The sequence below is a fragment of the Microbacterium sp. UCD-TDU genome, assembly GCF_000340625.1.
GTDB classification, from domain to species: domain Bacteria; phylum Actinomycetota; class Actinomycetes; order Actinomycetales; family Microbacteriaceae; genus Microbacterium; species Microbacterium maritypicum.
Window position 1 is genome coordinate 285,983 of the sequence record NZ_KB454448.1, and the last position, 15,398, is coordinate 301,380.

Genomic DNA, 15,398 nt, shown 5'->3' on the forward strand with positions numbered 1-15,398 from the left:
CCCCACGGCGGTCCCGACCCTCGGCGGTGGGAGGGAAGTGGATGAGCACCACAGTCGAGTCCTCGCCGGAGGCGGACGTTTCCGTGTCGTCGGAGACGGCCGCGGTGCATCCGCGCCCGACCTGGTGGGTGAAGCTCATCGCCTTCGCCGCCTGCCTCCTGACGCTGTGGCACATCAGCGCGTCCTTCCTGTGGATCGCTCCCTATTCGGCGCTGCGGGAGATCCCCACGCAGGAGGTGCTGGCGGGATACATGCTGCCGATGTTCGGCCAATCGTGGAGCGTCTTCGCACCCGAGCCCATCAACGGCGACTACCACTTCAACGTCCGCGCCGTCATCGAGAAGGACGGCGAGGAAGTCGAGACCGGCTGGGTGAGTGCCACGGACGTCGAGCTGTCGATGATCCGGTACAACCTGTTCCCGCCGCGGGCCGGCATCCAGTCGAGTGAGGTGGCGAGCGGACAGATGAACGCCTACAACAAGCTCAACGCCGACCAGCAGGCGGTGGTCGGTCTCGACTTCGCGAAGGAGGGCTGGGAGGAGTGGATGGTGCGCTCCTTCGAGGAACTCCCCGGAGACGAGAACCCGTCGACGACGGCCTACATGGCCGAGGAGCATCTCTCCACCGCATATGCGACCCAGGTGGCCTATGCGATCTGGGGTGCGGATGCCGTGGTCAAGGTGCAGTACCGCGTGAGCCGTCAGAACGTGATCCCCTACAAGGATCGCAACGACCCGAGCGCACAGCGGCCGGACCCCACGTTCTCGACCACCGGATGGCGACTCCCTGTAGAAGAGGAAGGGCAGAGTCGAGAGAACTTCGCGAACACCTTCCGTGGCCAGTTCGAGAGAATCCAGCCGTGAGCGCCCCGGTCAAGACCTCGGCGCGGAAGTCCGACGCGAAGAAGTGGAAGGATCCTGCGCCGCAGGGCACGACCACGTCGGCACCCGCCCCGGCGACCGCCCCTCCCGCTGCTCCCCGTGATCCGGTGCCCGCGACGGCGAACACCGTGCCGAGGTCGTTCGCGACCCGGTTGCTGAGCTTCGTGTCGTCGATGATCGCCGGGCTCTGGGCGATGGTGCTCTCGGCCGTCGATCGCATCTCGGCGTTCGTCGGCGACTGGCTCTTCAACGGCAAGAAGGCTCTCTACGGGCTCGCGGTCACCCGCATCCTCTTCGGCGTCACCGCGATCGGGCTCTTGGCCTCGAACTTCGGCACCCGCCTGTACACCTTCGGATCGGGCTCGGCCTGGAACGGCGAGCTCGCGGAGCCGGTAAGCGAGTTCCCGAAGATCTGGGTGTTCAGCGCGTTCCATGCCGCGATGGGCAACGACGTCCTCTACACGGCGCTCTACCTTCTCCTCGGAGTGCTCGCCGTGCTGTTCGTCCTCGGGTGGCGCTTCCGGATCGTGCTCCCGATCTTCTTCTGCCTCTGGGTGGGCTTCATCGAGGCCAACGACATGGTGGGCGACCAGGGCGACAACATGTTCCGCATCGCGCTGCTGCTGCTGCTCTTCGCCGACCCCGCAGCCCGGTGGTCGCTGGATGCCAGGCGTCGGGCGAAGTCGGGGGAGTGGTTCGCCCCGAACAGCCAGCCGGCGCTGCTGGGAACCATGTTCCACAATCTCGCCCTCGTGGCCCTCGCCGCCCAGGTGTTCTTCGTCTACGCATCCGGTGCGCTCTACAAGGCGGGTGGTGCGCCGTGGGAAGAGGGGTATGCGGTCTACAACCCGCTGCAGACCGCGCGGTTCGGCACCTGGCCGGTGTTGAGCGACCTCGTCACCGCGTGGGGGCCGATGGTCACGATCGCGAGCTGGGGGTCGATCCTCCTGCAGGTCGCCTTCCCCCTCATGCTGCTGACGCGTCCGACGCGGCTGATCGGCCTGCTGGGCATCCTCTCCTTCCACATCGGCATCGCGGTGCTCATGGGGCTCCCGTGGTTCTCGCTCACCATGATCGCGATCGACGCGATCTTCATCCGCGACCGCACATGGGGGCGGTTGAGCGCGGGGACGAAGCGGCGTTGGCAGGAAGCGGGCGCCGCACCGCCGCCCGCGACGCCCGAAGCGGTCCCGCCTGTCCGGACTGTGGTCTGACGACAACGCGGCGACGAGATGTGCCCGTCGGGCGTTGGAGGATGTGGACAGGGCAGTTCGTCTCTGGTTGTGGCAGACCTACCATGGCTGTAATCCCACTTCCCTCTGAGAGGAACGCACATGGTCGACGCCGCCGTCCGTCCGAAGACGACTCGCACCTCCACCGACACCGCGGATGCGAACCTGCACATCGATGTCGCCCGCGTCAACGACGCACTGATGGGCACGTGGGCAGACGTGCGTCGCCAGGCCCGCGAGATGATCAAGGACTCGGCGTTCTGGCGCAAGGATGAGCTCGGCAAGGACGATCACCGCGAGCGCGTGCTCAGCCAGCTGCACCTCCTGGTCGAGAACAAGGCCGTGCACCGCGCGTTCCCCAAGTCGCTCGGCGGCGAGGAGAACAACGGCGCGAACATCGCGGGCTTCGAGGAGCTGGTGGTGGCCGACCCCAGCCTGCAGATCAAGTCGGGCGTGCAGTGGGGACTCTTCGGCTCCGCGATCCTGCAGCTCGGCACCGAGCAGCACCACGCGAAGTGGCTTCCCGGTGTGATGGACCTCTCGATCCCTGGCGCCTTCGCGATGACCGAGATCGGCCACGGCTCCGACGTCGCGGCCGTCGGTACGACCGCGACATACGATCCGGCGACGGAGGAGTTCGTGATCAACACCCCGTTCCGCGGGGCGACGAAGGAGTACCTCGGCAACGCGGCGCTGCACGGCGTCGCGGCGACCGTCTTCGCGCAGCTGATCACGAACGGCGTCAACCACGGCGTCCACTGCTTCTATGTGCCGCTGCGCGGCGAGGACGGCGTCGACCTTCCCGGCATCGGCCGCGAGGACGACGGCCTCAAGGGCGGCCTCAACGGCATCGACAACGGGCGCCTCTCGTTCGACCACGTGCGCATCCCGCGCACCAACCTGCTCAACCGCTACGGCGACGTCGCAGCGGACGGCACGTACTCCAGCGCGATCGACAGCCCCGGCCGCCGCTTCTTCACGATGCTCGGCACCCTGGTGCAGGGACGTGTGTCGCTCGACGGCGCGGCATCCTGGGCCTCGGCGCTCGGCCTGCACATCGCGATCACCTATGCCACCCAGCGCCGCCAGTTCGACGGTGCGGACGGGCAGGAGGTCGTGCTCATGGACTACGGCAAGCACCAGCGCCGTCTGCTCCCGCGCCTGGCGACCACGTACGCGCAGATCTTCGCGCACGACGAGTTCCTGCAGAAGTTCGACGGCGTCTTCTCCGGCCGCACCGACACCCCGGCCGACCGTGAAGACCTCGAGACCCTGGCCGCCGCGCTCAAGCCGCTGTCTACCTGGCACGCGCTCGACACGCTGCAGGAGGCCCGCGAGGCCACCGGTGGCGCCGGCTTCATGTTCGAGAACCGTCTGGTCGGACTCCGCGCCGACCTCGACATCTACGTCACCTTCGAGGGCGACAACAACGTGCTGCTGCAGCTCGTCGGCAAGCGTCTGCTGACCGACTACGCCAAGCAGTTCCAGGGCAAGGATGCCGCGGCGCTCGCGAAGTTCGCCGTCGGCATGACCGCGGGCAAGCTGTTCCACGGCGCCGGTCTCCGCCAGCTCGGCCAGGCCGTCTCCGACTTCGGTCAGGTGAGCCGCTCGGTCGAGCGCGGCCTGCGTGAGGAGCAGCAGCACGACCTGCTCGCCGGACGCGTGCAGCAGATGGTGGCCGACATCGCCTCCCGCCTGCGCCCCGGTGCGAAGGACAAGGCCCTCGGCGCCCGCCTGTTCAACGAGAACCAGGCCGAGCTCATCGAGGCGGCCCGCGCACACGGCGAGCTGCTGCAGTGGGAGGCGTTCACCGACGCCGTCCACCAGATCGACGATGAGGATACGCGGAAGGTGCTCACCTGGCTGCGCGATCTCTTCGGCCTGCAGCTCATCGAGAAGCACCTCGCCTGGCACCTGATCAACGGACGCCTGTCGACGCAGCGCGCTGCGGCCGTGTCGAGTTACATCGACCGCCTGTGCGCGCGTCTTCGTCCATACGCGCTCGACCTCGTGAACGCGTTCGGCTACGAGCCAGAGCACGTGCGCGCGCCCATCGCGAGCGGCCTGGAGAAGCAGCGTCAGGATGAGGCCCGCGCGTACTACGCCGACCTCGCAGCGACCGGTCAGGCGCCGATCCAGGAGAAGGCGTTGAAGAAGAAGCAGCGCTGACGGCCTGCGGTTCAGCCCGGACCTGATCCACCTGTCGGGAGTTCGTGACGAGCGCACGGCGAATCCGCGCGATTCTCCCGACAGGTGTGCATCCTCCCGACAGGTGTGCGTGGAGATGCGGATCGGGTGTCAGGGAGCCGCGGTGAGATCCACTCCGCGTTCGGTGGCGAGGGTCTGGAGCTTCTGCGCCGCGTCGGTCTCGACGCACACGCACGCCTGCAGACCCGCATCGTCTTCGTCGCGCAGGAGGTAGTAACTGTCGGTGTCGGTCAGCTGCACGCCGCCGGCGTCGAAGAACAGCCAGCGCACGCGCACGAGCACGAGCCGGTCGGAGAGATCGCGACGCTCGAGCAGGTCGAATCCGACGGAGGCCAGGCCCAGCCGCTGGTAGATCGGATAGGACTGCCGCAGACCGTCGACCATCGCATCGCGGGATTCCAGCACACCGGAGGAGCGGTCGTTCACGATCGTCCCCGGCGTCGACCACAGACCAGCCGCGGTCTCGGCATCGAACGCGGTCAGGCTGTCCGCATAGCGGGTGAGGTACCGGGAGATCGTGTCGTCTGAGGTGGTCATGGCGTGAGCCTAGGCGTGGCCGAGCGGAGCGCACCCGGCCTTGACAATCGCCGATTCGCCCGGGACGGCCGATTCTCATCCGGTGCTGGGTAGTCTCGGCAGGTACCCGATCCGAGGAGTCCGAGATGTCTGCTGTGAACGCCTATGCCGCACCCCGTGAAGGGGCCCCGCTGGAGAAGACCGTCATCGAGCGACGCGAGCTCGGCCCGCTCGACGTGCTGATCGACATCGCGTTCGCGGGCATCTGCCACTCCGACATCCACACCGTGCGCGGCGACTGGGGTCCTCAGCAGTACCCGCTCGCTCCCGGCCACGAGATCACCGGCACCATCGCCGCGGTCGGCGCGGGCGTCACCCGGCATGCCGTCGGCGATCGCGTCGGCGTCGGATGCCTGGTGAACTCGTGCGGCGAGTGCCGCAACTGCCTGCGCGGAGACGAGCAGTTCTGCACTCAGGGGGCCGTCCTCACCTACGGCAGCACCGATCGTGACGGCACCGTCACGCAGGGCGGATACTCCGAGCAGGTCGTGGTCACGGAGGCGTTCGTCCTGAAGATCCCCGACGCGCTGCCCCTGGACGTCGCAGCTCCCCTGCTGTGCGCCGGCATCACCACATACTCACCGCTGCGGCACTGGAACGTCGGACCGGGCACCCGCGTCGCCGTCGTGGGGCTCGGGGGCCTCGGGCACATGGGCGTGCAGATCGCGCACGCACTCGGTGCCGAGGTGACCGTGCTCTCGCAGACCCTGAGCAAGAAGGACGACGGGCTGCGGCTCGGAGCCGACCACTATCGCGCGACGAGCGACCGGGAGACCTTCCGTGAGCTGCGGTCGTCGTTCGACGTGATCCTCAACACTGTCAGCGCGGTGATCGATCTGCGCTCCTATCTGAGCCTGCTCGACGTCGGCGGCACCATGGTGTGCGTCGGGGCTCCCGGCGAACCGCTCTCGGTCGGGGTGATGTCGTTGATCGGCGGCCGTCGCTCGCTCGCCGGCAGCAACATCGGCGGCATCCAGGAGACGCAGGAGATGCTCGACTTCTGCGCCGAGCACGGTATCGCCGCCGAGATCGAGACCATCCCCGCATCCGACATCAATGCCGCCTACGAGCGCGTGCTCGCATCCGACGTGCGGTACCGGTTCGTCATCGACGCGGCGACCTTCGGCTCCTGACGTCGCCGCCGTGGCGGCTCAGCGACGGCGAGACGTCGGCAGGTCGATCGGCCCTGTGACCGAGAGCTCGTCCTCCCACACCTCGATTCCTCGGACCTCGGGGAGTCGGGCCTTGGTGAAGACCGGATCGAGTCCTTCGCGTCGCTGCTGCGTGTAGTCCTTGAGGAGTTTGAAGGCGACTCCGGAGAGGAGCGCGATCGCCACGAGATTCACGATCGCCATGAAGCCCATCGCGCCGTCGGCGAAGTTCCACACGACATCGGCCGACACGATCGATCCGACGAACACGGCTCCGATGGCGAACAGCCGGTAGCCGAGCAGGACGGCGGGTGTCGACGTGATGAACTCGATGTTCGTCTGCCCGTAGTAGTAGTTGCCGAGGATCGAGCTGAATGCGAGCAGGAAGATGATCACGATCAGCAGGATGTTCGACCAGCTGCCGAGCGCGCCGACCACTGCTCCCTGCGTCAGCCCGATGCCCCGCTCGGCGTTCGCGAGGTCGGGGACCGAGACGAGGATGATGAACGCGGTGATCGAGCACACCAGGAACGTGTCGAAGTAGACGCCGAGGGTCTGCACCAGACCCTGCTTGACCGGGTGCGTCACTGCGGCACTCGCGCCCGCGTTGGGTGCGGAACCGAGCCCGGCCTCGTTGGAGAACATGCCCCGCTTGACGCCGGTGAGGATGATGTAGCCGAGCGCGGCGCCCACGATCTCGTTCGGCCCGAACGCCTGCGTGAAGATCATGGCGAAGACCTCGGGGAGGCGCTCGATGTGAATCACCACGATGACGAGCCCGAGGAGCAGGTACAGCAGCGCCATGATCGGGACCAGGGTCTGGGTGACGGAGGCGATGCGGCGCACGCCTCCGAAGATCACCAGGCCCATGAGGACGGCGAGCGCCGCGCCGATGGCCCACGGCAGCCATGCGGGGGCCCCGCCGCCCAGGCTCCCCGCGATGGTGGCCTGGATGGTGTTGGCCTGCAGCGAGCTGAACGCGATCGGGAAGCACACGATGAGGATGAGGGCGAACAGGACTCCCATCCAACGCGCGCCGAGTCCGCGCTGCATGTAATACGCAGGACCGCCGAGGAACCCGTCCTTGTCCCGCGTCTTGTACAGCTGCGCGAGCGAGGACTCGATGAACGAGGACGCCCCGCCGATGAACGCCATCAGCCACATCCAGAAGATCGCGCCGGGTCCGCCGATCGCGATCGCCGTGCCGACACCGGCGATGTTGCCGACGCCGACGCGCGAGGCTGCGGAGATGGTGAACGCCTGGAACGCCGAGACGGATTGCGGCTCGCCGCTCTCGGTGCGTGGGGTGCGATCGGTCAACGTGCGAAACATCTCCGGGATCAACCGGAACTGCACGACGCCGGAGCGGATCGTGAAGTACAGGCCGAGGAGGACGACCAGGGGGAGGACGATCCACGTCCACAGGTTGTCGCCCCACGTCAGCAGCCACTCGTTCACAGAATCCATGCGCACAGTCTGGTGGAACTGCTCCGATGTCACCAGCTTTCGCGCGCACAGCATTCCGGTGGGACGCGTCCTTCTCGTGTCAGCGCGCGGTGTCGGTCGCCGCGGATAGCCTGAGCGGATGACCTCTCTTCTCACCGGCCCCGACGCCCGCGACCGCTGCGCCTGGGTGGGCGACGACGACGAGTACCGTCGCTATCACGATGAAGAGTGGGGCACGCCTCTGCACGGCGACCGCGCGCTGTTCGAGAAGATGGCGCTCGAAGGGTTCCAGGCGGGTCTCTCCTGGATCACGATCCTGCGCAAGCGACCGCGGTTCCGCGAGGTGTTCGCGGGTTTCGAGCCCGAGATCGTCTCCGAGTACGACGAGTCCGACGTCGAGCGCCTGATGGGCGATGCCGGGATCATCCGCAACCGCGCGAAGATCGAGGCGACGATCGGCAACGCCCGCATCGTGCGCGGCATGGCCGAGGGGGAGTTCGACGAGCTGATGTGGTCGTTCGCTCCGGCGGCATCCGGCGCTCGTCCGGCGTCGTTCGCCGACGTCCCCGCCGTCACTCCGGAATCGACCGCGATGAGCAAGGAGCTGCGTCGTCGTGGGTTCCGGTTCGTGGGGCCGACCACCATGTACGCCCTCATGCAGTCGGGCGGGATGGTCGACGATCACATCGCGGGGTGCTGGCGGGCCTGAGCGACCGACCGCCCAGGAGGTGTCATCGAGATCGTCGAGGCCCTCGATATACTCGGTGACCGGGGGGATCTTCTGGCGCCGTGTGCCGGAGGAGTGCAGGGCACCGTCTCCCCGTCGACCATAGGGAGCATGAGTGGCAACGCGCATGGCAGCGACACCGCCGACGCTGGCCGGTTACAGCTATGTGCGCCCGCTCGGCTCCGGGGGCTTCGCCGACGTGTTCCTCTACGAACAGGACATGCCGCGTCGGGTGGCCGCCGTCAAGGTGCTGCTGGCGGATGCCGTGAACCCCGAGGTGCTGCGCACCTTCAACGTCGAGGCCGACATCTCCGCCCGGCTGAGCGCGCACCCCTCGATCGTCACGATCTACCAGGCATCGATCTCGGCAGACGGCCGCCCCTACTTCGCGATGGAGTACTGCCCCGACACGATGAGTGCGCGGTACAAGAAGGCGCGGCTTCCTCTGGCGGAGGTTCTCGACATCGGTGTGCGCATGGCCGGTGCGCTCGAGACCGTGCACCGCGCAGGACTGCTCCACCGCGACATCAAGCCGTCGAACGTGCTCGTCAACTCGCTCGGCGCCCCGGTGCTCGCCGACTTCGGGATCGCCTCCGCCGTGCTCGACGAAGGCGACGGCGAGACCATCGCGATGTCCGTGCCGTGGAGCTCACCCGAGGTGCTGCAGGAGCGCGTGTCCGGGTCGGTGCCGAGTGAGATCTGGAGCCTCGGGGCGACGCTGTACACCCTGCTCGCCGGCCGCAGCCCCTTCGAGCGACCCGATCGCGGCTCGAACTCCCGCGACCAGCTCACCGAGCGGATCATCAAGGCCCGCTACACCGCCGTGCCGGTGGAGGGGATCCCCCCGATCATCGATGAGATCTTCGCGGTCGCCATGCACCGGGATCCCGCCAAGCGGCCGGCCAGCATGGCGGAGTTCGCCGAGCGCCTGCGCTGGGCGCAGTATGAACTCGGGATCTCCCCGACCGCGTTCGAGGCGGCATCCGCGGAATGGGCCGCCGCCGCCCCGGTGAGCTTCTCGGATTCCACCGTCCGCGGACCCGTGATCACGACGGTCGCTCCCGACTCGCGCCGGGCGGTGCGCGCTGCGCGCCCGCAGGCCTCACAACGGGAGCGCGACGAGCTTCCCTCTCAGCCGCGGCGGAGAGGGCGCTCGCCGCTCCTGATCGGAGTCATCGGTGCGCTGATCGGCGCGGCCGTCATCGCGGGTGCGGGCACCGCCGTCCTCTTCCTCACGGGGGTTCTCTGATGGCGATCGGCGACCGCGATCGCGCGGAGGCGAAGCCTCGTCCGCGCCGCCGGCTGATCGCGACGATCTCCGCACTCGCGACACTCGGGGTGGTGCTCACCCTCGCGGTGACGGCGCAGGGATACCAGTCGCAGGAGGTTCCGCGCCTCGAATCCTCGGTGTGGGTCATGCGCGACAGCGGTCAGTATGCGCGCGTGAACACCGAGCTCGCCGAGATCGACACGGTCCGCAACGTCGACGACCCTGAAGCGGTGTGGCAGAGCGGCTCGACCGCGGTGCTCTACGCGCAGGGCAACAGGCAGCGGTGGGACGTCGACGCGGCCAGCCCCGCCGATCTGCTCTCCGACTCCTCCGAGGAGGGGACACCGCTCGCGTCGCAACCGACCCCCGCCGGCACCCGGGAGATCCTCTCCGCCGGGCCGTACGTGGCGTACCGGACGGACACCGGGCAGGTCTCGGTGTCCACGCTCGCGCCGGGCGCGGGTACTGCCCTCGTCGATCCGTTCGCGGAGGTCGAGGTCGAAGAGGGAGAAGACCCGCCGACCTATACGGCGGATGCGATCGGTCTGTCCCCCGAAGGTCTGCTGGTGCTGTACTCCGCGGACGAGGAGGCGGTACGGCGCTTCGACATCGACGAGCACCGGTTCCTCGGCGACTCGACATCCGTGCCCGAAGCACCCGAGGCCGGGGAAGGGCTGGCGCTCACCGTCATCGGTGACCGCTGGGCCATGCTGCGCTCCGGCTCCGGCGAACTGTGGCTCTCCGGGCGGGACCAGCCGGTCGAGCTCGACATGGCGGAGGACGCGCGGCTGCAGGGCGGTGCCGCATCGGGCGACGTGGTGATGGTCGCAGACTCCGACGGTCTCGTCTCCGTGGAGCTCGCTTCGGGCGAGTCCGAACGGGTGGCCGAGGCGACGGGCGTCCCGGCTGCGCCGGTCACGGTCCGCGGAAAGACCTACGCGGCGTGGCTCGACACGGGTGGCGGCACCCTGTGGACCGACGGCGAGACGGTGCCTCTGCGTGTGCCCGACGACACGCTCGACTCCGCCACGATCGAGCCCGTCTTCCAGGAGAACGGCGATCGTGCGGTTCTCAGCGAGACGCGGACCGGTCTCATCTGGAACGCACCGGACGGCGTGCTCATCCCTCTCGAGCAGTGGAAGATCGAAGACGAGACGGAGCAGCAGGAGGGCACCATCATCGTCGAGGATGTGGCGGAGCAGCTCCCGCCCGTCGCGGTCGACGACGCGTTCGGTGTGCGCGCCGGGGAGCAGGTCATCCTCCCCGTGCTGCTGAACGACCACGATCCGAACAAGAAAGACGTCCTGACGATCGATCCCGATTCGGTGTCGGGTGGTCTCGCCGACCCGGCCTTCGGGGAGCTGGCCCTCGTCGCCAACGGGCAGTCGTTGGTCGTGAACGTGAAGGCAGGGTCGGGGCAGACCAGTTTCACCTACGCCGTGACCGACGGCGCCGCCGTGTCCCCGCCGGCGACCGTGACTCTGACGGTCGTCGACCCCGGCGTGAACTCGGCACCGGTGTGGTGCGGGGTCGATGCCTGCAAGCAGGAATGGCCGTCGCCGCAGCTCCTCGCGGGAGGAAGCACCGTGGTCTCCGCCCTCTCCGGGTGGGTCGATCCCGAAGGAGACGCCTTCGTCCTCAGCGATGCCTACGAGACCGACGCCTCCGCACCGGTGATGGTGGTGCCGATGGCCGACGGTCGCGTCGCCATCCGGCACACCGACCCGAACGCCGCGGATGCGGTGATCTCGGTGACCGTCGTCGTCCAGGACGTGCACGGTGCGACCGCCGAGAAGACCCTCGACGTCCAGGTCACCGGGAGCCCGGCGCTCCTGGCGTCGCCGGTCGCGCTGACCGCCCGCATCGGGGAACGTCAGTCCATCCGGATCTCGGATCACCTCTCCGGTGGGTCGGGCTCGTATCGCCTCGTCGACGCCGTGCAGACGGCCGCCACGGCACAGGGCCTGGAGGTGACCCCGAACGCCGCTGCCGGCACGGTCGAGCTGACGGTCGCCGAACCCGGTCAGTACGTGGTGACGTACACCGCGCAGGATGTCTCGACCCAGGCCGAGCAGTCGGCGGTCATCCGTATCACCGCCGTCGACGGGTCTTCCGGACTCGCGATGGCGCCGCTCACCGCCTTCGTGCGCGAGGGCGAGGACACGACAGTCGACATCCTCGGAGCCGTGCAGAACACCAGCGGCCGGGTGCTGATGCTGTCGGGTGCCGAGAGCTCGACCCCGCAACTCAACGTGCGCGTCGTCGGCAACGAGAGCATCCGGGTCAACGGGACGACCGAGAGCGGTGAGCCGGGCGTCATCGGCAAGGCCACCGTGACCGTCGCGGATGGCTCGGGTGCGGCTGTGGAGGGTACGGTGACGGTCTTCCTGGCCCCGCCGTCGAGTGTCACACGGCCGATCGTATTCCCCGATGCGGTGACGGTGCGAGCCGGTTCGCTCACCCGTATCAATGTCACGGCGAACGATGTCGCCCCCCGAGGCGAGCCCCTGGTCGTGCTCCCGGAGGTGACCGGCTCCGGTGAAGCGGACGAGCTCGTCTTCTCGGACCGCAACGCCCTGCGCTATCTGGCCCCGACGACCCCGGGCACCTACCGGCTCACGTACTCGGTCTCTCTCGAGCGCAACCCGTCGCTGTCCGACAACGGCGTCGTGACGGTCACCGTGCTTCCGCCCGGCACCAACCGCGCTCCCACACCGACGACCCTCACCGGCCGCGTGCTGAGCGGGCAGACGGTGTCGCTGCGGGTACCGGCGACGGGGATGGACAGCGACGGCGACCGCGTGGTGCTCGCGGGAATCGAGCAGCCGGAGAAGGGCGCAGGAACCGCGACGATCTCGGCGAGCGGCGAGGCCATCGTCTATCGGGCTCCTGCCGCGGGCGTTTCGGGAGGTCAGGTCTCGTTCCGCTACACCGTGCGCGACCCCCAAGGCGAAGAGGGGACCGGTCTCGTCCGGATCGGCGTGCTCGATGCGGATGTCGACGATGCCGCGCCGGTGACGTTCAGCGACTACGTCCGTGTCGAGGCGGGTTCCCGGACCCCCATCGTGCTGGATCCGCGTTCGAACGATCTCGACCCCGCGCAGAGCGAGCTCGAGATCACGGAGCTGGTGCCCAACGCACCGCCGGTCAAGGGGAATCCGCTGTATGAGCGGCTGAACGCGCTGATCGACTCCGACACGTCGCTGAAGGACGGCCGCGTGGTGCTGCGCGCCGGGGACACGGCGGGCACGAACTCGTACTTCTACACCGTGAAGTCGAAGCGGACCGGGAGCACTGCCCAGGGCCTCATCGTCGTCACGGTGACCGATGGCGCCGTCACCGACCAGCCGAGCGTGGCCGACACCGTCCTCACCGCACGGGATCGCGACGATCTCGCCGATCGGGGGATCGACGTCGTCACCGACCGTGTGAGCTGGCCTTCGGGCGACGCCTCATCGCTCACGCTGAGCCTGTGGGGCACGCAGCCGGGCTACACGGTGCAGGGCAACCGCATCGTGGGGACGGCCCCCGAAGACGGCGCGCTGGTGCCGTTCCAGCTCAGCGGGAAGTCGGGAGGGCGCGACGTCGTCGCCTACGGCTTCCTCCGCATCCCCGCATTCGACGACATGCAGGTGCAGCTCAAGCCGGGCGCCACCCCGGTGGTGGTCGACGAAGACGCGTCCGCCTCCTTCCGCGTGGGCGAGTACGTCGACCTGTCGTCCTCGGATGCCGTGGAGGTCGGGACGGGGCAGTTCACCGCACAGCGCGCTGCGGCATCCTGCGCGGCGGAGGGCTCGAACGGCGGCGTGTACCGTGCCGGGCGTGAGGCGCCATGGTCGGACACCTGCCTTGTCCCCGTGCGCCTGAAGGGCCAGGAGCGCTGGTCGTACATCGACGTGCCCATCAGCATTCGCCCCGCCGAGCCGCAGCTGCTGCTCTCCTCGATCGCGCACACGATCGCCCCCGGCGCGACGGAGAGCATCGACCTCTACGCCAACATGGCCGTGTGGGAGGGCGGGCGCGAGGGCAACGTCGGATCGCTCGAGTATCGGATCGTGTACTCCGGCTCCGCCTTCGTCGTCACCCAGAACGGGGCGAAGCTGACGGTCGAGGCTCGGGCCGACGCGCGGCCGGGCAATGCCGAGAACATCAGCGTCACGGTGGCGCAGTACGGCCAGCCGTCGGCGTCCGTGCGCCTGGTCGTGGGGGCGGCCCCGCCGGACGCACCCCGCGGAGCGACGTTCACGAAGCAGTGCATCGTCACGAGTGCGAACTGCTCGATCGACGTCGTCGACGTCGCGGGCGAGTACGACCCCTTCGCCGGCAAGCCGGGGTCGGGTCTGCGGCTGGTGTCGCTCGGAGCGGGCGCGCGCTGCGACGTCGCCTCGATCTCAGCGTCCGGCAGCAAGGCCATCACCGCGAGTTGGCCGGGCGGTGGGCAGGCCCCCGGAGGCCAGTGCGTCATTCCCTTCGTCGTGTCGGACGCGCAGGGCCGCACCGGCACGGGAACACTCACGCTCGATCTCCAGGGATTCCCGCAGGCGCCGGCGAGCGTCACGACCGTCGGGTTCACTCGCACGACCGTCGTGCTCGAGGTTCCGCTCGGCGAGGCGGGCAGGGCACACCCCGCCGTCTCGGGCGTGACGATCCTGCAGGACGGATCCCCCGCGAACGCATCATGCAGTCCGGCCGGCGGCGTGTACCGCTGCACGGTGAACGGCCTGGTCAACGGCGCACCCCATGCGTTCACCGCCGCCGCCGTCAACGCGGTCGGCACATCGGCGTCGACATCACCGCACACCAGCTGGGCCTACGCGGCCCCGGTGGTCTCGAACGCGACGGCGTCGCCGGTGTATCGTCCCGGCACGTCGGACCGCGGACGTGGAGCCGTCGCGCTGTCGATCGACGCCACCGACGACGCGCTGTCCTTCCGGATCGAGGAGACGGGGGAGGTCATCAATCGGACCGGAGCGACGACGTCCGCGGACATCGTGCTGACCCCCGGTGCGCAGACCATCACGATCGTCCCGATCAGCCAGTTCCAGCCGCCCACCGGCGGCGGGAACGAGGGAGGGGGCTTCCGCACATCGGTGACGGCCGCCGGAACCGTCTACTTCGACCCCGGCTCGACGCAGGCGGGTGCCGCGTCGAACACCTCGGTGAACGTCTCCGGCATCGCCGCACAGGCCAACGGGAGCGCGTTGGGGGTCGACGTCGTCTACGTGGCATGGCGCTCGGGCAACGCGAGCTGCAGCGCCGATGGGAACGGCCGCCTCTCCGTATCCGGTGCGGAGGTGCAGTCCTCCTCGCCCTCGCTGCAGGGCCTCCAGCAGTACCAGGTGTACTCCGTGAAGGCCTGCGCCTCGAACGGCTACGGCGTCGCGGAGTCCTCGACGACCTCGGTGTTCACGTTCACGTTCGTCAACGGGCCCGGTGGTGACACCACCTACACTGTGGCGACAACGCCCGTGCGCGACGGCGACCGATACGAGTACCGGCTGTCGTCGGCTCCACGCATCGACGTCGAGGACGGATTCGTCGCGCAGTACTACATGTACGGCAACTGGCGTCCCGACTTCAGCGTGAACCCCGACTCGTCGCCGGGCCAGGTGCGGGCGCAGGCATGCCACGCTACGCAGAGCGGATCGTGCTCCGATCCGGTGAACATCACCGCGACGACGGCTCCCACCGTGGTCAACGCGGTGTTCCGGCCTTGCATGCCACCGCGCGAGGCGGATGTCGTGACGGTGTCGGGTGCCGCCCGTGCGGCCTACACCCTCGTATCCACTCCCGTGGCGGACACCCCCGGTGCCTTCGACGTGAAGGTCACCTGGACCGGCGCATATGCCACCCTGTCCCCGATCACCCACCGCGTCACGGGTGTGTGTCCCTGATGCGGGTCGCACA

Annotated in this window: 9 protein-coding genes; 7 read left to right on the forward strand and 2 right to left on the reverse strand. The window is 68.6% G+C overall.

All coding sequences use genetic code 11. The features are described 5' to 3' along the window. The first annotated feature begins 41 nt into the window (after window positions 1–41). The 3 genes from D514_RS36665 to D514_RS36675 all read left to right on the forward strand — a co-directional run bounded on the left by D514_RS36665 (window position 42) and on the right by D514_RS36675 (window position 4,282). Window positions 42–863 carry a DUF5819 family protein gene (locus tag D514_RS36665; protein ID WP_017831398.1) on the forward strand — a complete coding sequence of 274 codons (822 nt, stop codon included), beginning with the start codon at window positions 42–44 and terminating at the stop codon, window positions 861–863. After that, window positions 860–2,095: an HTTM domain-containing protein gene (locus D514_RS36670; RefSeq protein WP_017831399.1), complete on the forward strand. Its 1,236-nt coding sequence runs from the start codon at window positions 860–862 to the stop codon at window positions 2,093–2,095. The genes D514_RS36665 and D514_RS36670 overlap by 4 nt, the downstream gene beginning before the upstream one ends. 120 nt (window positions 2,096–2,215) lie before the next feature. Next, window positions 2,216–4,282, forward strand: a complete 2,067-nt coding sequence (locus tag D514_RS36675; protein WP_017831400.1) for an acyl-CoA dehydrogenase — start codon at window positions 2,216–2,218, stop codon at window positions 4,280–4,282. 129 nt (window positions 4,283–4,411) lie between these two features. Here D514_RS36675 and D514_RS36680 read toward each other — a convergent pair whose 3' ends face one another. Next, on the reverse strand, window positions 4,412–4,858 hold the full coding sequence (locus tag D514_RS36680) for a hypothetical protein (protein ID WP_017831401.1): 447 nt from the start codon (window positions 4,856–4,858) through the stop codon (window positions 4,412–4,414). A 125-nt stretch (window positions 4,859–4,983) separates the two neighbouring features. Between D514_RS36680 and D514_RS36685 the strand changes: the two genes are divergently transcribed. Beyond that, on the forward strand, window positions 4,984–6,030 hold the full coding sequence (locus tag D514_RS36685) for an NAD(P)-dependent alcohol dehydrogenase (RefSeq protein WP_017831402.1): 1,047 nt from the start codon (window positions 4,984–4,986) through the stop codon (window positions 6,028–6,030). Between the two features lie 18 nt (window positions 6,031–6,048). On the opposite strand, the gene D514_RS36690 is transcribed toward D514_RS36685, so the two are convergent. Continuing rightward, window positions 6,049–7,515: a sodium:alanine symporter family protein gene (locus D514_RS36690; RefSeq protein WP_036323930.1), complete on the reverse strand. Its 1,467-nt coding sequence runs from the start codon at window positions 7,513–7,515 to the stop codon at window positions 6,049–6,051. Window positions 7,516–7,633: 118 nt separating this feature from the next. Here D514_RS36690 and D514_RS36695 point away from each other — a divergent pair, with 118 nt between their 5' ends. From D514_RS36695 to D514_RS36705, 3 genes are all read left to right on the forward strand, one after another. After that, window positions 7,634–8,203 (forward strand): DNA-3-methyladenine glycosylase I, encoded by a 570-nt coding sequence (locus D514_RS36695; protein WP_017831404.1) that lies wholly within the window; start codon window positions 7,634–7,636, stop codon window positions 8,201–8,203. Between the two features lie 133 nt (window positions 8,204–8,336). After that, entirely contained in the window at window positions 8,337–9,470 is a 1,134-nt protein-coding gene (locus tag D514_RS36700) for a serine/threonine-protein kinase (protein ID WP_236611000.1), read from the forward strand. Beyond that, the gene (locus D514_RS36705; RefSeq protein ID WP_017831406.1) at window positions 9,470–15,385 is read left to right on the forward strand and encodes an Ig-like domain-containing protein; all 5,916 of its coding nucleotides are present in this window, start codon (window positions 9,470–9,472) and stop codon (window positions 15,383–15,385) included. The genes D514_RS36700 and D514_RS36705 overlap by 1 nt, the downstream gene beginning before the upstream one ends. Window positions 15,386–15,398 lie beyond the last annotated feature (13 nt).